This window comes from Bacteroidota bacterium (assembly GCA_018266755.1).
Classification (GTDB): Bacteria; Bacteroidota; Ignavibacteria; order Palsa-1295; family Palsa-1295; genus JAFDZW01.
Genome location: JAFDZW010000005.1, coordinates 1,610,306 through 1,628,662 on the forward strand (window position 1 = coordinate 1,610,306; position 18,357 = coordinate 1,628,662).

At 55.1% G+C, this 18,357-nt stretch carries 18 protein-coding genes; 7 read left to right on the top strand and 11 right to left on the bottom strand.

Annotation, left to right across the window (positions count from 1 at the left end; translation table 11 throughout):
- Window positions 1–75: 75 nt before the first annotated feature.
- From coaBC to kdsB, 3 genes are all read right to left on the bottom strand, one after another.
- A complete protein-coding gene (coaBC, locus tag JSS75_11475; protein ID MBS1904316.1) occupies window positions 76–1,344 on the bottom strand; it encodes a bifunctional phosphopantothenoylcysteine decarboxylase/phosphopantothenate--cysteine ligase CoaBC in 1,269 nt (422 codons plus the stop codon).
- Window positions 1,345–1,407: 63 nt separating this feature from the next.
- The gene (locus JSS75_11480) at window positions 1,408–2,532 is read right to left on the bottom strand and encodes an aminotransferase class V-fold PLP-dependent enzyme (GenBank protein MBS1904317.1); all 1,125 of its coding nucleotides are present in this window, start codon (window positions 2,530–2,532) and stop codon (window positions 1,408–1,410) included.
- Entirely contained in the window at window positions 2,529–3,272 is a 744-nt protein-coding gene (kdsB, locus tag JSS75_11485; protein MBS1904318.1) for a 3-deoxy-manno-octulosonate cytidylyltransferase, read from the bottom strand. The genes JSS75_11480 and kdsB overlap by 4 nt, the downstream gene beginning before the upstream one ends.
- A gap of 93 nt (window positions 3,273–3,365) precedes the next feature.
- On the opposite strand from kdsB, the gene JSS75_11490 reads away from it, so the two are divergent.
- Window positions 3,366–3,812 carry an META domain-containing protein gene (locus JSS75_11490; GenBank protein ID MBS1904319.1) on the top strand — a complete coding sequence of 149 codons (447 nt, stop codon included), beginning with the start codon at window positions 3,366–3,368 and terminating at the stop codon, window positions 3,810–3,812.
- On the opposite strand, the gene recQ is transcribed toward JSS75_11490, so the two are convergent.
- Complete coding sequence (gene recQ, locus JSS75_11495) at window positions 3,800–6,001, bottom strand: DNA helicase RecQ (GenBank protein MBS1904320.1); 2,202 nt, start codon at window positions 5,999–6,001, stop codon at window positions 3,800–3,802. The genes JSS75_11490 and recQ overlap by 13 nt on opposite strands.
- A gap of 242 nt (window positions 6,002–6,243) precedes the next feature.
- Here recQ and JSS75_11500 point away from each other — a divergent pair, with 242 nt between their 5' ends.
- Complete coding sequence (locus tag JSS75_11500; protein MBS1904321.1) at window positions 6,244–6,513, top strand: TfoX/Sxy family protein; 270 nt, start codon at window positions 6,244–6,246, stop codon at window positions 6,511–6,513.
- Between the two features lie 20 nt (window positions 6,514–6,533).
- On the opposite strand, the gene JSS75_11505 is transcribed toward JSS75_11500, so the two are convergent.
- The 5 genes from JSS75_11505 to JSS75_11525 form a co-directional block, all read right to left on the bottom strand.
- Window positions 6,534–7,256 (bottom strand): DNA alkylation repair protein, encoded by a 723-nt coding sequence (locus tag JSS75_11505; protein MBS1904322.1) that lies wholly within the window; start codon window positions 7,254–7,256, stop codon window positions 6,534–6,536.
- A gap of 5 nt (window positions 7,257–7,261) precedes the next feature.
- On the bottom strand, window positions 7,262–8,017 hold the full coding sequence (locus JSS75_11510; GenBank protein ID MBS1904323.1) for a VOC family protein: 756 nt from the start codon (window positions 8,015–8,017) through the stop codon (window positions 7,262–7,264).
- A 4-nt stretch (window positions 8,018–8,021) separates the two neighbouring features.
- A complete protein-coding gene (locus JSS75_11515; protein MBS1904324.1) occupies window positions 8,022–8,729 on the bottom strand; it encodes a YebC/PmpR family DNA-binding transcriptional regulator in 708 nt (235 codons plus the stop codon).
- Between the two features lie 69 nt (window positions 8,730–8,798).
- A complete protein-coding gene (locus JSS75_11520; GenBank protein ID MBS1904325.1) occupies window positions 8,799–9,056 on the bottom strand; it encodes a DUF1905 domain-containing protein in 258 nt (85 codons plus the stop codon).
- 5 nt (window positions 9,057–9,061) lie between these two features.
- Window positions 9,062–10,888 (bottom strand): homocysteine S-methyltransferase family protein, encoded by a 1,827-nt coding sequence (locus tag JSS75_11525; GenBank protein MBS1904326.1) that lies wholly within the window; start codon window positions 10,886–10,888, stop codon window positions 9,062–9,064.
- Between the two features lie 277 nt (window positions 10,889–11,165).
- Between JSS75_11525 and JSS75_11530 the strand changes: the two genes are divergently transcribed.
- Window positions 11,166–11,570: a hypothetical protein gene (locus tag JSS75_11530; GenBank protein MBS1904327.1), complete on the top strand. Its 405-nt coding sequence runs from the start codon at window positions 11,166–11,168 to the stop codon at window positions 11,568–11,570.
- Between the two features lie 169 nt (window positions 11,571–11,739).
- Window positions 11,740–11,925: a hypothetical protein gene (locus JSS75_11535; protein MBS1904328.1), complete on the top strand. Its 186-nt coding sequence runs from the start codon at window positions 11,740–11,742 to the stop codon at window positions 11,923–11,925.
- A 3-nt stretch (window positions 11,926–11,928) separates the two neighbouring features.
- Here JSS75_11535 and JSS75_11540 read toward each other — a convergent pair whose 3' ends face one another.
- Together JSS75_11540 and JSS75_11545 are read right to left on the bottom strand one after the other, a co-directional pair.
- A complete protein-coding gene (locus tag JSS75_11540; GenBank protein MBS1904329.1) occupies window positions 11,929–14,514 on the bottom strand; it encodes a DUF5110 domain-containing protein in 2,586 nt (861 codons plus the stop codon).
- 187 nt (window positions 14,515–14,701) lie between these two features.
- Window positions 14,702–15,568 carry a hypothetical protein gene (locus JSS75_11545; protein ID MBS1904330.1) on the bottom strand — a complete coding sequence of 289 codons (867 nt, stop codon included), beginning with the start codon at window positions 15,566–15,568 and terminating at the stop codon, window positions 14,702–14,704.
- Window positions 15,569–15,660: 92 nt separating this feature from the next.
- Between JSS75_11545 and rsmA the strand changes: the two genes are divergently transcribed.
- The 3 genes from rsmA (at window position 15,661) to JSS75_11560 (ending at window position 18,243) form a co-directional block, all read left to right on the top strand.
- Window positions 15,661–16,464, top strand: a complete 804-nt coding sequence (gene rsmA, locus JSS75_11550) for a ribosomal RNA small subunit methyltransferase A (GenBank protein ID MBS1904331.1) — start codon at window positions 15,661–15,663, stop codon at window positions 16,462–16,464.
- 168 nt (window positions 16,465–16,632) lie between these two features.
- Window positions 16,633–16,941 (top strand): hypothetical protein, encoded by a 309-nt coding sequence (locus tag JSS75_11555; GenBank protein MBS1904332.1) that lies wholly within the window; start codon window positions 16,633–16,635, stop codon window positions 16,939–16,941.
- A gap of 324 nt (window positions 16,942–17,265) precedes the next feature.
- The gene (locus JSS75_11560) at window positions 17,266–18,243 is read left to right on the top strand and encodes a phosphatase PAP2 family protein (GenBank protein MBS1904333.1); all 978 of its coding nucleotides are present in this window, start codon (window positions 17,266–17,268) and stop codon (window positions 18,241–18,243) included.
- Window positions 18,244–18,357: the final 114 nt, after the last annotated feature.

Sequence of the window (18,357 nt, forward strand, 5' to 3'; positions counted from 1 at the left end):
CGCCCGAGCGCAACCGCTGATTGGCCCACCGCTCGATATCGGCGAGCACATGATCGAGTGTTCGTTCGTTCGACATCAGATCAATGATGCAATGAGCGTAAATATCTCGCGAGCGATCTCGCGTTTACCGGCAAGTGCGAAGTCGCGGCGCGAGCCGTCCTTTAGAAAGATCGTTACCCGGTTGGTGTCGGTCGCAAAGCCTGCACCCGCCTCGTCGAAGTAGTTGAGAACGATCATATCGAGCGACTTCTCTGTGAGTTTCTTCCTTGCGTATTCTTCGCCGCGCTCTTTCGATTCGAGTGCGAAGCCGACGACGAACTGCCCCGAGCGTGTATTCGCGGCAATATCTTTGAGTATGTCCGTTGTAAGTTCGAGCTCAAGCGTCAGCGCCGAGCGCGACGCATCTTTCTTCAGTTTTGCAGCCGAATAGTTCTTGATGCGGTAGTCGCTCACTGCCGCACTCATGACCACAATATCGGCGGCAGGAAGTTGCTGCATCACTGCACGGTACATCTCGGCGGCAGATTCGACATCGATACGATGCATCAACCCTTCCGTCTGTTCGCTCGATGGGCCCATAACGAGCGTTACGGCTGCCCCGAACTCCTGCAGTGCCACGTTCGCCAATGCCGCGCCCATTTTACCGCTCGAACGATTACCGATGAAACGAACAGGGTCGATGGGTTCGTAGGTCGGACCGCCGGTAATGAGGATTCGCTTCCCGCTTAGCGTGCCGTGTTCGGGCTTCGGGTTCGGTGTCGGCGTCGTCGGAGTTGCCGATGCCCACATGTGCGCAAATTCTTCGACGAGTTCGTCCGGCTCTTTCATGCGGCCTTTCCCGCTGAGCCCACTGGCGAGTGCGCCGCTTGTCGGTTCGATAACATACACGCCCTTCCCGCGGAGCCACTCGATGTTTTCCCGTACTGCAGGTTGGAGCCACATTTCCTCGTCCATTGCCGGCGCGACCACCAACGGTGTGCCCTCTCGAAGAGAAGCCGCAGCAAGCAATACGGCATTATCGTATATGCCGAAACGAAGTTTCCCGAGTGTCGTCGCGGAACATGGTGCAATGAGCATTGCATCGGCCGAACGGCCAAGATCGATATGCCAGGTCGAGGAGTGCTGTGTGCTCGGCCTGGAGTGCGGTGTTGGGAATATGCTCGTGATCGCTTCGTGCTTGGTTAGCACCGAGAGCGCATACGCCGTCGTGAATTGTTCGGCATGCGTCGTCAGCACGCAATGCACCTCGGCACCCGCGCGCATGAGTTCGCGCGCGACGATCGGCGCCTTGATCGTGGCGACCGAGCCCGTGATACCGTAGATGATCTTTTTGCCTTGAAGCATGCTGGTGCAGTGGCGCAGACTCTTCGTCTGCGCGGCACGGACTCAGAGTCCGTCCTACTACGATCAACTAAAGACGATATTCATCGCCTTCTTGATCTCCTCCTCCGTCGTATAGAAGTACGGAGAGAAACGAATCTTCCCCGCTCGAAGTGCGACCGTTATTTCGGCGTTCATGAGCCGCTCATATACCGCCTCCGGATTCTCGATCGCGATAGACGCAATCCCCCCGCGCTCGGTCGCAACTGCGGGTGTGAGCACTTCCACGCCTTGTTTAGTACACTCTTCGACGATCATCCCCGAGAGAGCAACCGTCCGCCTCTGCATTTCGTCGTAGCCGAATTCCTCGAAGAACTCCAGCATCGCTTTGAGACCGGCAATGCCCGGGTAGTTCATCGTACCGTTCTCGTAGCGTCCGGCGTCGTCACGAATACGCGAAAGGTCGAAATCGAATGGGTTCATCGCATTCTTCACCGTCGTCCAGCCCATGGTCGGTTGATGAATACGTGCTTGCATCGCCTCGCTGACATACACGAACGCCACGCCTTCCGGCGACATCAACCATTTATGAGCGCCGCACGAGAGAAAGTCGATCTGTGCTTTCTCGACGTCGATCGGCAGATAGGGGAATCCTTGGATGGAGTCCACACAAAAAATGATCCCGCGTGATTTGCAGAATGCGCCGATCGCTTCGAGGTCCGCCCGATATCCCGAAAGGAATTGTACGGAGCTGAGTGTGAAGAGCTTTGTGTCCGGCTTGATCGCGGTTGCCAGATACTCCGGCGTGATGCGCCCGTCGGGTGGTTCGAGCAGATCGATCGCGACACCCTTGCGTTGTTGATTCAGAAACGGATAGACATTGGTCGGAAATTCGTAGCGAAAAAGGGCAATACGATCGCCGGCGTGCCACTGCAGTCCTTCGGTGAGCAGACTCAAGCCCTCGGAGGTATTGAGCACGAATGCAAGCCGGTCGGCCTTCGTAGCGAAACGATTGGCAAGCGTAATCTTCACCTGGTTTGCCATGCGCGGCGCAGTCGGCCAGCTTTCGATATCCTTCAGTGCCCGTGCTTCAAGATACGCTGCAACAGCCTCGCGCACACGAAAGCACATGGGGCTGATAGCCGCATGATTGAGATAGACCATATCGGTCCACGTATGCGGGAATTGCCGTCGTGCTTCGCCGACCGTCATGCTTCCCCTCGCTCTCTGAGAATTGCTTCCACTTTCTCGACATCCTCGGCCGTATCCACGGCGACCGAGCGATACTCTACATTCACGCAATGAATGCTGTAACCCGCGTCGAGCCACCGAAGCTGCTCAAGTTTCTCGGCACGCTCGAGCGGACACGGCGGTAGCTCGAGAATCTGTTGCAAGTTTTTCTTACGGAATGCATAGACGCCGATATGCTGCCAGTAGTCCACGAGGTCCGCGCCATCGCGGTCGAACGGGATCGGCGAACGCGAAAAGTACAGCGCACGGTTATCGCGACTCAGGGCAACTTTTACAACGGCAGGATTCGCGAGCTCGGCGTCGTCAAGGAGTGGCGTAATCGGGGTTGCGATACGCACACCGGGTGAGATTTCAAAGAGATCGCGCAACGTATCCAACACGATCGGATCGATCAGCGGCTCGTCGCCCTGTACGTTAATCACCACATCGATGTCCTCCGGCAACGACTGCGCGGCAATGCCGACGCGCTCCGTACCGGTTTCGCACGATTCGGGGGTCATAATCACCTCGCCACCGAATGCACGAACATGATCGGCGATCTCCACACTATCGGTCGCAACGGCGATATATTCGATACCATGCGCTCGTTTGCATCCGCGATATACCCGCTCGACGAGTGTCATACCCGCAATCATGTGCAGCGGCTTGCGCGGCAACCGGGTAGAACCAAGACGCGAGGGGATGATAATAGCTGTCTTCATTGGACTGCAAAACTACGAACATGTTGCCGCATGAGGGTCGGATGCCGGAACTCCGGCCAAGGTACTCTGTTCGATAGCACAGATGGTATCGCTATGAAACACTCTCTTCATCATCTGCTATGCATCCTCATGTTCGTTGCCGCCGGCTGTACGAGTGCAACACCGCCGCCGATCGTACCGCCGACGAACCAACTCGACGGCACTCACTGGAGGCTAAAAATAATATTCCGCAGAATAGCCGACGATATCTACTTCGATGACAGCCTCGTGACCCATTACACGCTCAATTTCGGCGCGAATTATACTGTTTCCGGGGTCGGGGACTGCAATCAGTTCTCCGGTACGTATCGGTTCGGTTTGCAGGACACCATCCAGTTGACCGATCTGCACACGACACTGATCGGTTGCCCGGACCCCAATACCGAAGAGTTATACTTTACAGGGCTCTCACAGGCTATCGAGTATCGTGTTGATACCGACGAGATGCTCGTCTACTGCCCGGGTGACCATGTCTGGCAGCTCTATTTCTATCGTTTTTGAATGAGAGCGGTTCGAGCACGGCAATACTCCCAGGCCCGTACAAAGCGCACATCTTCATACGTGAACTGCGAAGCGTTCAGATGCTGCTTTACTGCGCCGAGTGAATTCATCGAGCCTGCCTTTTTTAAGGCATCGAGGATCGGCTCGATCTTCTCCGCTACAACAAGCCGCGAGATATCGGTAATATCGCCCGAAGCAATGTAGGCTTCGAGATGCGTCGCAACGGTGGACGATGCAAGTCCGCGGCTCTTGGCAATCTGTTCGAGTGTACATCCTTGCTCATAGAGTGATCGGCTGAGCGCTGCGGATGCAGCAATGGCGGGAGGTTCATATTCAGCCCGCAACGGCGGGGCGCTTGGCGTGGCATGAGCCCTGTTGGCATCGATCACCTTGAGGAATGCTGTGCCATACCGCTCCAACTTCGTTTGCCCTACGCCGACGATCTTCCCAAGATCATCGAGTGTCTTTGGTAAAACAGCAGCCATCTCGCGCAGAACGGCGTCATGAAAGATCACGTATGCAGGGACGTTGTGCTCATCGGCAATCGATCGACGCAGAGATCGCAAGGCGTCGAAGAGATCCTGATTCGCGATCACGGGACCGTTAGTTGGCCCCGACGACCCTTGCTCGGTGGCATCCATTCTCGAACGCTTGGCCTCCGGCGCATTGACCAGTTCGATCGGTTGTCGTTCGAAGAGCGCCTGTCGACCTTTCGGACGAAGCTTCAGTATCCCATAGTTCTCGTCATCCTGCCAGATATACTCTTCCCGGATCAGTTCTCGGGCATAGTGCTGCCACTGTGCCTTCGAGACGGACTTCCCGACACCGTATGTCGGGAGCGTGTGATGACGATTGTGCAGGATGCGATCGTCTTCTTTTCCGCGAAGGACATCGATGAGATAATTCATCCCGAAGCGTTCTTCCGTGCGAACCATCGCCGAAAGAAATTTCTGCGCGACTTCCGTCGCATCGCTCCTTTCGAATTGCCCGGGCTTCAGGCAGATGTCGCACTTCGTCCGGTCGATACAGGAATATTCCTCGCCGAAATACCGAATGAGATATTCCTTCCGGCATGAATGCGACTCGGCATATCCGCACATGATATCGAGTTTCTCGTACTCCGCCCGCTTTCGCTCGGGCGACACTTCCTCTTTCTCGATGAAGTGTACATATTTCGACCGGTCGCCGCGAGAATAATACAGAATACATTCTGCAGGCTGGCCGTCGCGCCCCGCACGACCGGTTTCCTGATAGTAGCCTTCGAGATTTCTCGGCAGTTCGTAGTGAATCACAAACCGTACGTTCGGTTTGTCGATCCCCATACCGAAGGCGATCGTCGCACAGATGACGTCGATGCTGTCACGCTTAAAGACATTCTGTACTTTTGTTCGTGACGCCGAGTCCATTCCGGCATGATATGCTTTCGCGCTGATGCCTTGCGCAGTAAGCAGGTCCGCCAGTTCTTCCGTCCTCTTACGACTAATACAATAGATTATGCCGGACTCGCCCCGATGCTTTTTCAGATACGGTACGAGCTGCGATTCGGGAGGTTGCTTCGGCAGGACCCAATACGATAAATTCGTCCGCTCGAAGCTCGCTTTATAGATCGAGGGTTTACGTAGCTTCAGTTGATCGAGGATATCTTCTGCGACGCGCGGTGTGGCGGTGGCAGTCATCGCAATGATCGGTGTGCGGGGGAATTTCGTCCGAAGCACGTCGAGTCGGCGGTAATCCTCGCGGAAATCGTGACCCCATTGGCTGATGCAGTGCGCTTCGTCGATCGCGAAGAACGATACGCGTACACTGGCAAGAAATTGCAGGAAGTCCGGCATCACAAGCCGCTCGGGGGCACAAAAGAGCATCTTGACCGCCCCTCTGCGAATTCGATCCTTCTGTTCGCCGACCTCGACCGGATCCATTGTCGAGTTGATATAGATGGCCGGGACCCCGAGCTCGCGCATGGCATCGACCTGATCCTTCATGAGTGCAATCAGCGGACTCACGACCACAGCCAGCCCATCCTTCAAGAGAGCCGGAAGTTGGTAACAGAGCGACTTGCCGCCGCCGGTCGGCATCAGGACGAAGACGTCTTTGTCGGCAACAAGGTCTTCGACAATCTCCTGCTGCAACGGCCGGAATTCGGTGAATCCGAAATACTTCTCTAATGCGATGAGGTGCCTATCGTCCATGCGAAATAATATAAGAATGAAGAACACCGAATCATGAAAAAACGACTTGGGTTATTCCGGTGGGTGGAGGCGTGGTGTTAATTTGATGTACGTATTGTCATTCTACCCAACGCACCGTCATTCTGAGCGAAGCGAAGAATCCTTTTGGCGGAGCCTTACAGGGTTTCAGCAAGGGATTCTTCGCTTCGCTCAGAATGACGTCTGTTGAAAACCGTTTCAAAGGATTCACAACCCTAGTATCAATGTCAGCACCAATCCTCAATATCGGGCCGAAATCTGCACAGTGGTTGCGTGAAGTTGGCGTGTATACAACGGCTGACATCGAGCGCATCGGCGTGCTCGATGTGTTCCGGCTGCTCGTCGAGCGCGGCATCAATCCTGCGGTGGTGATGCTCTACGCGCTCGAGGGTGCGATCACAAATACGCACTGGAACGAGATCGGCGACGAACGCAAAGCAGCGCTACGCAAAGAGGGACAACGGATTAAGAAGCTTTACTGTAAGAAAAAGTAGGGTTGTACTGACGATGGCACTCAACCAGCAAGTAGCCGTTTCTTCAGATTCTCCGGGAGATTCCGACTACCTTCTCGCATCGTCAGTCCCGATGCTTCTGCCTTACGCTCCTTTAAGAATTTGAACGTCATCTCCGGGTAGTGCTTACACATTTCTCTGAGCGCCCAGCCGATGGCTTTGCGAATGAAGAACTCCTTCTCGTGCAGCAACTCGGCAAACGTTGGCAAGGCTACATCTGCGCGCAGTTGTTTCTTCCGAGCCGGCATGACGTGAATCAGGATCGAAGCACGGCGAGTCCAGAGGTGCTTGCTTCTCGTCCAGGTTCTGACCTTCGGGTAGATTTCATCAGGGTAGTTCATCGCCATCACCCCCAGCGCTCGCGTCGAGATCCAATCGAGCATCGCCCATCCTTCGCAGTCGCCGACCATGTTTTTAATATTCGGCAGATCGGAAGGTGTGAGCACCTTCGTAATGCGATCGAGAAGCAACAGTGCTGCGCCTTGTTCTTCGAACCACTCGGAATTCCATAGCGCATCGATGAACGGCCACATCTCCTCCTTCGTCAGCTTCGGGCGCTTCGGGAAGACATCGTTCACGGCCGCATTCAAGACGGGCGTTTTGATGCCGTAGAATTTCTTGCTCGACTTCTGATAGTTCTTATGGAACGCTGCATGCTCGGCATTCGCATGTTGTTTCAGGAGGGTACGAAGTTCGGCGATCTTGCGCCCTGCCACGGTTGGCATCGCGTTCAGCGCAAGCCCAGAATATTCACGATGAGTCCTTCGGGAGATTCGAACGACGCCATGACTGCTCCGCCATTCTTCCCGTCGTCCGAAAGGATCGGCTCGATCCCCTTGGCCCGGATCGCCTCGATCATCTCAGCCGCTGTGCGGCTTGCATAGGTGATCGACCGCTCGGTGTTCGGGTCTTGGTGAAGCCCGATCGTGAACGAACCGTTGCCGAGACGAACGACCCGGTGCGGTTGTTCTCCTCGATACGACTCGGCAAACCCGAAGAGCTTCCAAAATTTTGCCGCCGCATCGACGTCCGTCACAGGCACAGAGAACTCCACGAATGCACCGCATGCAGGGTTCGCCGTCATTGGTGGTTGCTGCATGCTTCCCTGCGCCGACGGATGAATGAAGAGCATGACGCCGCCGGGAGCATGCACATCGATCTCCGATATTTGGCCATCTTCGCCTCGGAAGACGTTCACGCCGCTCTCGGTGGAAAGCAGGGTATCGACATGACCGATATCATCGACGAAGAGCGCGAGTTGCGGCCCCTTCAGCTCATCGTCGAGCCGCATCAGCGCGGCAAAAACCTGCCCGTCGCCGAGGCGAACGATGGAATGGACGGAGTCGAGCGTCGTAAACCCGAAGGTGTGCAGAAATTTCGCATACCCGGAAAAGTCACGAGCCGGCAGCAACAATCGCATCGAGCGGTGTTGCGCCATCGACGATGTTGCAACCAAGAGCGCGAGAAGGACCAGTGCGCGTCGCATCCGGTTATGCTACGGTGTGATAGACTGCCTGTACGTCGTCATCCTCTTCGATGCGCTCGATGAGGTCGAACACTTCGGTCGCTTGTTCTTCCGAAAGTTCTTTCGTGGTGGTGGCAAGTCGCTCGATCTTGGCTTCTGTGACTGCGATGCTCTTTTCTTCGAGAGCCTTCTGCATCCCGGCAAAGTCGGCGAACGACGTATAGACGACCAACTCGTCGTCCTCGGCTTTGATGTCCTCGGCGCCGAAGTCGATCAACTCGAGCTCGAGCGCATCTCGGTCGACGCCTGCCGCCGGCAGACGAAAGACGCCTTTGCGTTCGAACATAAAGGCGAGCGCGCCGCTGGTGGCAAGCGCACCGCCAAACTTTGTAAAGTACGAGCGGATATTCGCAACAGTACGCGTCGGGTTATCGGTCGCCGTTTCGATAATAATCGCTACACCGTGCGGACCGTACCCTTCGTACACTGCCTCCTCGAAGTTCTCCGCGTCTTTGCTCGATGCGCGCTTGATGGCACCTTCGACGCGGTCCTTCGGCATGTTCACGCCTTTGGCATTTTGAATCGCCGAGCGAAGACGAGGATTGCCGGCCGGATCGGGTCCGCCGAGGCGCACCGCGATCGCGATTTCCTTGCCGATCTTCGTGAACGCCTTGGACATCTTGTCCCAGCGCTTCATCTTGCGTACTTTTCGAAATTCGAATGCTCTGCCCATAATACGTAGGATTAACGGTCGAGGTAAACACCGGGAGGGTCAATTTTGTCCACACCTCACGCAAGGCTTCTATCTGGGGTCAGGATCCGCTTCAATCTCGATCGTGACCACATCCCCGCCAATGAGCCCTGCGGTACGAACAGTTGCCTTGTGGACACCAAGGTACAGGATCCCACTGTAGGTAACAATGTTGGAGCGGAAGGGTGTTCCGTTGATCGTGCCGCGAACACGTAGGCGAGACGAACCTCCAAGTTGTGCACGAACGTCATCGGGTACAACGACCGCATGCCCGCCGTCGGGTTCTGCAAGCAAGGTCCCTTCAAACATGAGCATCACGCCGCCTTCGGCACCATCTCCCACTTGCGTTCGTCGAAGATGATCTGGCGGGCTAGGTCGCGGCCCTTCTCGTCGATCTTGTGCAACGGCATGATCTTGCCCGAGTGAACGATGGCCATGTCGAGCCCCGCTTCGATCGCGTAGTGCAGGAAGACAGAGTTCAGGACGTGCCGTGCATGCGGGTTCAGGCCGAATGAGATATTCGAGACGCCGAGGATCGTCTTGACCTTCGGATGCTTGGCTTTGAGCATACGAATCGCCTCGATGGTCTCGATACCTGCTGTACGGAATTCTTCATCGCCCGAACCGAGCGTGAACGTGAGCGTATCGAAGATCAGATCTTCTTCGCGCATGCCGTATTTGTGTACCGAGAGCTCGATAATGCGCTCGGCGACTTCTACCTTACGCTCGCGCGTCTTTGTCATTCCCTGTTCGTCGATCGTCAGTGCGATCACCGCAGCGCCGTAGCGTTTACAGAGCGGGAGGATATGCGCCATGCGCTCCTCGCCGTCTTCGAGATTGATCGAGTTAATAATCGCGCGGCCCGCGTAATGTTTCAGCGCTTCTTCGATGACGGGGTACTCCGTCGAGTCGATCACAAGCGGCAGTGTGACCTGCGTATTGAAGAGCTTCATCGTCTCGCGCATATCGCGAACTTCGTCGCGACCGACGTACGCGACACAGAGATCGAGCATATGCGCACCTTCTTTCACTTGTTCTTTCGCAACGCCGACGGCGCCTTCGTAGTCTTCGGCGAGGATCAGCTCTTTGAATTTCTTCGAGCCGTTGGTATTGCAGCGCTCGCCGACAATCACGGGTGCGGGTTGCTGCTCGAACGGTGCGGAGGAATAGATCGACGCCGCTGCAGGGGTCCACGTGACGGCACGCGCCGCCGTATGAATACTCTCGGAAAGACTCGCGACGGAGCGAATGTGCTCCTTCGTCGTGCCGCAGCATCCGCCGATCACCGAGACGCCGAGATCGCCGACAAAATGCGACATCCATTTCTTCATTTCATCCGGCGTCAGATGGTAGTGCGCGACGCCGCCGATATTCTCCGGCAATCCGGCATTCGGCATGCAAAAGATCGGCTTGACGGAGTTCTGTGTGAGGTAGCGCACATTTTCTTCCATCTCCTTCGGACCTGTCGCGCAGTTCATGCCGATGAGCGAGATGATGTCGTACGGCTCAAGCGCGGTGAGCGCCGCCGCGATCTCGGTACCCATGAGCATCGTGCCCATCGTCTCAATGGTTACGGAGGTCACGACAGGAAGTTGGATTTTCCGCTCGGCGAATACATCCATCGTTGCAGCAAGCGCGCACTTCACCTGCAACAGGTCTTGCGACGTCTCGATGCACAACAGATCCACTCCGCCATCGACGAGCCCGAGGATCTGTGTGTAGAACGTATCGCGCATCGCATCGAACGTGATGTGCCCGAGCGACGGCAGCTTTGTCGTGGGTCCGACAGAACCCGCAACGAATCGGGGCTTTGCAGCCGTTGAATAGTCTGTCGCGACTTTCTTCGCAAGTTCGGCGGCTTCTTTCGAGAGATCGTATGCAAGATGCCCGAGGTCGTACTCGGCGAGCACGATCGATGCCGAACCGAACGTATCGGTCTCGATCACGTCGGCACCGGCCTCGAGATAATCTTTATGGACGAGCGCAACCGCATCGGGCTTCGAGCGCACGAGGTATTCGTTACAGCCGGCAAGGTGCTCGCCGCCGAAATCGTCGGGTGTAAGCCCCTGCCCCTGAAGGTGCGTGCCCGTCGCTCCGTCAAAGACGACCGGCCGCTCGCGGATGAGTTCGAGAAATGTCATGTGGTAGTATAGAACGATGGAATCGGCTGCAAGTTCAATGCACTGCCTGTATAACAAATCTGCATTCCCGTTGTCAGGTGTTAATAGTGCTCAGTTTGAACGGTTACACAGACGTCATTCTGAGCGAAGCGAAGAATCCCTCGATGAAACGCAGTGAGGCCCCGCCGCAGAGATTCTTCGCGTTGATCAGAATGACCTTGCAATACTAATACACTCAAAACGGAGCCATTACGCAGAGGTTCGCAACCGATCATCCATGAGTTGAGTTACGATATGCATGAGTCTCAAGATCGCCGAACAATTCGCATCCTCTATCGATGCATGTCGTTTCAACGAAGCAGGAATGTTACTTGCCGAGAACTGCACCTACCGCTACAACGAAGGCAACTATCAAGGCCGCACCCATGTCATTGCGCTCTACGACCGGAATACGAAGTTCATGCAGCAGACATTCGACGAGGTGAGTTTCTCCTCCACAGTAGAACAACTGCAAGATGGCACTTTCAAACTGAACTTCATAGATTCGATCCGCCATAAACACGGGCGTCATGAGTCCAGATCGTACGAGGTGATTTCCATCGAGCATGGGATGATCGTATCGATCGAGCACTTCGATATTCCCGGCGAAGCGGAAGCGATGCGCACATTTTATACTCGGATGCGTTCGATGAGCACACCTTGAGTGCATCAGGACACCTCAGCCTGAAATAGAGTACCGTTTAGAGTAACGCCTTCTCCAAGCCTCCCGGTAGTTTTGCCTTGGAACATTCACCCATTCCATTTCAGACCATGACATTTCTTCGTTCTATTGCTTTCGTGATAGCCGCTTGCATCGCGGTGGCGCTCGTCTCGTGCAAATCGAGTACCGATTCAACTCCGACATCGACGTATTCGATCGTCACACCATCCACCGCCGGCCCGCACGGCTGACCTGTCTGTCCGAGCGCAACATCGAAAACCACCGGTATCGGATCCGTAAAAAATTCGATATCCCGAAGGAAACCAGCATCATCGAGTTTCTGACAGCGCTCGAATAACGGTTACCGCGAAAGCACGATCACCTTTTTCGTCACCGACCATCCCTTGCCAGTCACAACCAGTTCGTAGGTACCTGGTGTAAACACAGTACCGTTCGGACTGAATAGATTTTCCCCGGCAAATGCGTGATCGTTGCTCTGATAGACAATCGCTCCGGTCACCGTGGAGATCGTCGAATGGATATCCGTATCGGTCGGTGAATAGACATTCCAGCGAATACTACCTTGCGTAGGATTGGAGACGACATCGACGGCAATCTGCCGAAGCGACTCTGCGGGCTTCGAGTAGTCGATGATCGGCTCTAGTATAATATCGGCTGCGCGGAATGGATCTGAGACGCTGATCACGAGTTGGTGCGCTATTGAATCAAGTGCCCAACCGGTTTGTGTGCGGTCATAGACATCCGACAAAGACATTGTGTCGAGTGCAACCCCATCGTACAGTACCCGAGCGATCCCTCGGTCGAGGCAGTGAACGATAAAAAAACCGTGACGAGGTCGAACAGCATACTCTCCTTCCTGCGCCCCGACCGTGATATGTTCGGCATCTCGGCTGTAAGTATGCCGATAGGGAATCTTCGCATACTCGCCGTGCTCGTAGTTATAGCTTGTGAAGTCATCCTCGTAGTATGAGGTCGTATCGGATGCACCACTATAGACATGGAAGCGGATATCACGGTACGACTCGCTGTCGAGCGAGAATCGCCCTGGAATTTGTTCGGGGATAATCGCACCACGTTTGATGAGAATCGGAACACGATCAAGCGGGGCATCCAACGTTGCATCGGCACTGCCGGCAACGAGACTATCGGTATAGTAATTTACCCAAGTCCCGGGCGGAACATGGAATGTGATCGATCGGGCAAGCGAATCGACAACCGGCGCGACAATCATGCTCGGTCCGTAGAGCTCCGCTTTGTTCTCGTAATGCGAAATAAAATCCGTCGGGTAGTCGAATACATACGGACGAACCGGCGGGATACCGTCATCGACGAACGTCCGAAACAGGCCGTAGGTATATGGCAAGAAAGTATAGCGAAGTTTGATTATCTCGCGGCTGACTCGTTCTGCTTCAGTGCCATAGAGCCAGGGCTCGCGTTCGCGGCCGATGCAGCCATGGATGCGGAAGAACGGCACGAACGCACCAAGCTCCATCCAGCGGATGTATCGCTCGGCAACGCCGACACTCGAATCGGGATATCCCCAGAAGCCGCCGATGTCCATGCTCCACCAACCGAGCCCAAGCAACGCAGAGTTGAGTACCCCTTGTTTTTGAAACTGCAATGTTGTAAAGTCGGACTGGATATCCCCCGTCCACATGCCATAGGCAAACTTGTTGACTCCGACTGAATAATTCCTGTTCAGCGAGAACACACGATAGTTGTTATACGACCGTTGTCCGTCGTATTGCGCCTTCTGCATATTCGGACAATACAACGAGCGGTGGTACCCGACTTCGTCGTTCCAGAGCGCCTTTAGCCCACGCTTAAACGGATCGCGACTGCTATCGACAAGCGATTGCCAGTACCACTGTCGGACCTTCGGATTATAAAAATCGAGTAGTGCGACTCGTTGAAAACTTACATAGTCATAAAACGCCGAATCGGGCAGAAAATACTTGTGTGTTACCGCATACTGGCCTTCGGGCTGATCGACGTGAATACGAGGTTTGCGAATACCCATCAGTGAGATACCGAGCTTCTGCATCGAATCGGCAAACACACCGGATTCGGCATCGGGGAAAGCCGTCGGATTCCATCGAAACTCGCCCCATGGCTGTCCCCAGTCCATCCACTCGTAGTCGAACGCGAATGCGTCGACTCCGATATTTCGAGAACGGTATTGGTGCGCAAGATCGTAGTCGTCCTTCTGATCCTGCCCCCACTTACTATGCAGAAACCCGAGCGACCACAACGGCGGCATCGTAGGCTTGCCGAGAATATCCGCAAACGAACGAAAAATCTGCCAAGGGGTGCCGAATGTCATATAGAGATGATTATCTCTGCGACGACTATTTGTCTTGTCATAATAGAAGTTGCCTGTCCAGCCAGTGGCGTTCGCACCACCGTCATCCACGTCAGCGACAATCCCATATCCATCGGTCGTCCAGAGAAGCAGACCACTTGCTTTGCCGTAGTCACCGGTAAACACCCACGCCGGCCAGTCGCCGCGGGCCAAACCCCACGTCCGGTTATCGAGTCCGTAGTAATCGGCATGTTGCAGGATCTGCGCATAACAGCCATTGCTGCGGAAGCCGGTATCCGGATATGTTGCGAATACGATGCGATCATTCGCATCGCGCACAGTGATTGCAAACGGTGAGGTTGTTGCCTCGATACTGTACGCTCCGCCGCGAATGTGCAAGCCGTTTGCATCGGAGTCGACGCGAGTAAAAACACCGGACGGGTGATAGTTCGGATCGAAAATGATCGTCGCCGTGTCAAGGTTATTGGCAAGCCGATAGGACATTTCGAATGTTCGATCGTCGGCAGCGACAAACACGATCGTATCGCGTCCGTGCATTAATCGTGCCGAGTGTTGGGCATACGCCTTGGAAACGAGCAGGACAATGGCAATACATGCGAGCACACTGGGAACAGACCGGAAGTTCGGGGGGCGAAATGTGCGGGAGTTATGTAATAGCATAGGAAATAGTCAGATCACCACTGTCGTATCCGCCGGAAACGACCGCAAGACGATGGATACAAATATACTACTGTGTTTCCTGCTGTCAGCGTCCTGACCAGGGCAATTCTGCGTTCACTACGACCGATCGTTATTTCTTCGGCTCGGAGGTGATCGTAAAATTACTGGTGATCTTCATCGGCGACTCCGTGCCCGTCCCCTGCTCTTTGACCTTCATATTCATCTCCATCTGCATGGTTGCATTGGACGTCCAACCTGTTTTGAGCGACACGGTATAGCTGCCATTCATCGTCGCATCGAGCGAACCTTCGGCAATGAGCCCGACAATATGCGATTCGAATCCGATCTCCGCAGTTGTCGTGCCGACCGATTTGAGTGTGTAGGTCACATCCGTAGTCAGATCCTGGCCGCCCTCGTTCTTCACCGTCTTCGCATGCCACGAGTCGCCGATGGAAACCGGGTGGTCCGGAAATACGACCGCATATTGATTATTCTCGGAGTTGCCGGCAAAATCGCTGACCTGATACTTTGCAATCACCGAGTCGAGGTCCGTCGAGACCTGTGCTCCGTATTTATCGTATTCACTGTTATAGCTTACCCCGATCAGCTTCGTGAGTCTCGGAGCAATTTCCTCGGCTGCATCGCCTTTGTTCTTCGAAGGGTCTTTGGTATCGACGATGGTTTCGATCTGCTGCCCACCGGCATCGACGTTCTGCGTGATTGCAAGACGGTCGTATTTCGTCGTCAGGACCTGATTACCGTCTTTCTTCGCTTCTTTTACCTTCATACTCATACCGAAGACCATGTGTTGGTCGATCTTGACGTCGATCCCGCTGCTGGTACCGTTGATCTTTTGTGTCATGTCCGTCAGGATCGTGTATGCAGCGCCTTTGGGCATGTGCATCTCTAACGTGATCGGCGTCGACGATTGAGCGAACGAGGGTACTACGAATGCGAGTGAAAGAACGAGTGCTGCGAGCGTGCGGGTAAACTTCATCGATGGGTTCATTATTGATTGCACAAAGATACATGGGTTCGATGTTATGGTAACGAATTCCGCGCTACTACTTTGCCGGAAACAACCGATCCATGCAGCGATTTGAAACAAAGAAATCACTCGGGCAGCACTTTCTCTTTGACGAGAATATCCTCCGTCGTATTGCCGACGCGTGCGATGTGCGCGAGGGCGAAAGCGTCATCGAGATCGGCCCCGGTACGGGTGCGCTTACTCGGCACTTGCTGCATCATCCGCTATCTCGGCTCATTGCGTTCGAGCTCGACGACCGCGCCGTCGACGTACTCGAACGCGAGATCGCCGACCCGCGCTTCGAGGTCGTGCATACCGACTTCCTCAAGACCGATCTACAGAACATCGCGCCCGAAGCGCGCCTCAATGTCGTCGGGAACATCCCGTACTACATCACAAGCCCGATTGTCTTCAAGCTGCTCGAGGAGCGGACGATCATCCGTTCTGCTACATTGCTCGTGCAGTTAGAAGTTGGCGAGCGCCTCGTGGCCGTGCCGCGCACGAAGCAGTATGGTATTCCATCCGTGATCTCACAATGCTTCGCAGATGTGAAGATGCTCTTCAAAGTCAAGGCCGGGGCGTTTCGTCCACCGCCGAACGTGGACTCTGCCGTCGTGCGGCTCGACTTCACGAACGACTATTTCGCCCGCTCGAACATTCCGCCGCCTGCGAACTTCACCGACAAACAGTTCTCACGGATGGTCCGCACGCTCTTTTCAATGCGTCGCAAGACGATCAAGAATAATCTGAAGGCACTCGGCGATACCGGCGCCGATGCCGCGGCGCTCGAACCCTACTTGCCGAAACGCGCCGAGGAGCTCGATGTCGCCGAGATGGTGAAACTCTACAGTATCCTGTATCCGTAGGGGCGACCCATACGTCGCCCGTCGTAATAATAAACCACCCGCCTCGGGCGAGGCATGCCTCGCCCCTACAAGATTTTTTCTGGCCTCGCACATCCAATCCGACCGTCCGCCTGTATTCCTTGTATCATTCATCTGAATCTATTCACTTATTCATACGGAGAACTCACAATGAGCAAGATCGCAATGATCATGAAATGGGACGGGATTTCCCTGGAGCAATATGAGGAAGTTCGGCAGATCGTCAAGTGGGAGCACGACATCCCGGCCGGCGCCATCTTCCACGTAGCCACACATGACGGCTCAGCCCTGCGCGTCGTCGATGTGTGGGAAAGCCCCGAGCAATTCAACCGCTTCGTCGAAACGCGCCTGATGCCCGGGGTGATGTCAACCGGCATTACCACCCAGCCGCAGGTCGAGATCTACCCGGCCTACGCCATATTCGCTCCGGCGTTCGAAGGCAAACTTCAAACAGCCTGAGCTCGGGCTCGCGCTCAACGATCAAGTGGACGTAGCGGCTCCGTTTGAACACTGTATGACGACGTCATTCTGAGCGAAGCGAAGAATCTCTGCGGCGGAGCCTCACTACGTTTCATTAAGGGATTCTTCGCGGAATTTACACTGAGCAAGCGAATGTGCTCAGAATGACAGTACCATATAGTCAAGAACTGAGTCGCTACCCGAGATGAACGCACCAAACCGATCCCTCCGGACCCCTGCATCGGGGTTGGAGGGATCGCATATTTTTGGGCGTGGCAAAATACAGCCTGGTCCGGTGGTATTTTTGCATAATACAAAAGATTCTTGACCACCCGGGCATCATTCCTTTCCCGCACCTATCGCGAATTCACTTCGGTGGAGTTCGTGACGGCTGCTTTTCTTGTCGTGTTCGATGTGCTCGCGCTCGTCTTCCATAATTCGGTGGACGTCGGCGCCGTGCTCGTGAGCTCGGTCGTCATCATGCTCATCATGTTCGCGATGAACGCATTGCTTGCCGGCTACCCGAACAAATGGACGCACGCTGCGCATACGTTCTATGTCGTGCCGATCGCGTTGATGGTCTTCAAGACGGTCGAGAAGCTATCGTTCGCCATCCACGGACGCGACTACGACGACGTATTGATCCACATCGACCGCAGCCTCTTCGGCACCGACCCGACCGTCTGGCTCTTTCATCACATCCCCACGCTGCCGGTCGTCGTTGAGTTCTTGCAGTCGTGCTACTTCATGTATTATTGGCTGCCCGTGATCGTCGCATGGGAGCTTTCGAAGAGGCGACAGCAGACTCGCTCCGAACGCGCGACACACAACCTCGAGGAGCTGCGCTTCACCATTGTGTACGGCTTGCTGGTCTCCTACGTCTGCTACTTGCTCCTGCCCGGTGTCGGACCGCGCTTCACACTGCACGACTTCGCCGCGCTGCCGCACGAACTGCCGGGGCTCTGGCTGACCGACGGACTGCGCTTCCTCATTAACTGGGGCGAGAACATTTCGGCGGCAATGACGAACGCCGAGGCGATGAAGGTCGTCACGCGAGATGTCTTCCCGAGCGGACACACCGAGATCACGCTGCTGACGATGCTGCTGGCATTCAAGTTCAAGGTCCGCGCTCGCTGGTTCATCCTGCTTGTCGGCTCGGGCCTGATCTTCTCGACCGTCTATCTGCGCTACCACTACGTCATCGACGTCATCGGCGGCGCACTACTGGCGATGATCGTGCTCTATTCCGTGCCCTGGGCGATGCGGGTGTTTAGGAATAGAACGAAGGATGATACACGCTGAGCACGGCGTTCGCATAGGGCGTCTGAGACGACCTTTGCTTTGCATGCCGCACAGATCTACCAACGGATGTCCTGTTCCATATCTCTAAAAGAAGTTGATGCTCTGAATGAAACC

What these genes read in the sequence shown, in the direction of transcription:
- JSS75_11510 (MBS1904323.1), bottom strand. Translation starts at nt 8,017, where the DNA reads ATGCGACGCGCACTGGTCCTTCTCGCGCTCTTGGTTGCAACATCGTCG.
- JSS75_11480 (MBS1904317.1), bottom strand. Translation starts at nt 2,532, where the DNA reads ATGACGGTCGGCGAAGCACGACGGCAATTCCCGCATACGTGGACCGAT.
- JSS75_11545 (MBS1904330.1), bottom strand. Translation starts at nt 15,568, where the DNA reads ATGAAGTTTACCCGCACGCTCGCAGCACTCGTTCTTTCACTCGCATTC.
- kdsB (MBS1904318.1), bottom strand. Translation starts at nt 3,272, where the DNA reads ATGAAGACAGCTATTATCATCCCCTCGCGTCTTGGTTCTACCCGGTTG.
- JSS75_11515 (MBS1904324.1), bottom strand. Translation starts at nt 8,729, where the DNA reads ATGGGCAGAGCATTCGAATTTCGAAAAGTACGCAAGATGAAGCGCTGG.
- JSS75_11490 (MBS1904319.1), top strand. Translation starts at nt 3,366, where the DNA reads ATGAAACACTCTCTTCATCATCTGCTATGCATCCTCATGTTCGTTGCC.
- JSS75_11525 (MBS1904326.1), bottom strand. Translation starts at nt 10,888, where the DNA reads ATGACATTTCTCGAACTCATCCGCGAGCGGCCGGTCGTCTTTGACGGA.
- JSS75_11520 (MBS1904325.1), bottom strand. Translation starts at nt 9,056, where the DNA reads ATGTTTGAAGGGACCTTGCTTGCAGAACCCGACGGCGGGCATGCGGTC.
- JSS75_11500 (MBS1904321.1), top strand. Translation starts at nt 6,244, where the DNA reads ATGTCAGCACCAATCCTCAATATCGGGCCGAAATCTGCACAGTGGTTG.
- coaBC (MBS1904316.1), bottom strand. Translation starts at nt 1,344, where the DNA reads ATGCTTCAAGGCAAAAAGATCATCTACGGTATCACGGGCTCGGTCGCC.
- rsmA (MBS1904331.1), top strand. Translation starts at nt 15,661, where the DNA reads ATGCAGCGATTTGAAACAAAGAAATCACTCGGGCAGCACTTTCTCTTT.
- JSS75_11505 (MBS1904322.1), bottom strand. Translation starts at nt 7,256, where the DNA reads ATGCCAACCGTGGCAGGGCGCAAGATCGCCGAACTTCGTACCCTCCTG.
- JSS75_11555 (MBS1904332.1), top strand. Translation starts at nt 16,633, where the DNA reads ATGAGCAAGATCGCAATGATCATGAAATGGGACGGGATTTCCCTGGAG.
- recQ (MBS1904320.1), bottom strand. Translation starts at nt 6,001, where the DNA reads ATGGACGATAGGCACCTCATCGCATTAGAGAAGTATTTCGGATTCACC.
- JSS75_11530 (MBS1904327.1), top strand. Translation starts at nt 11,166, where the DNA reads ATGAGTCTCAAGATCGCCGAACAATTCGCATCCTCTATCGATGCATGT.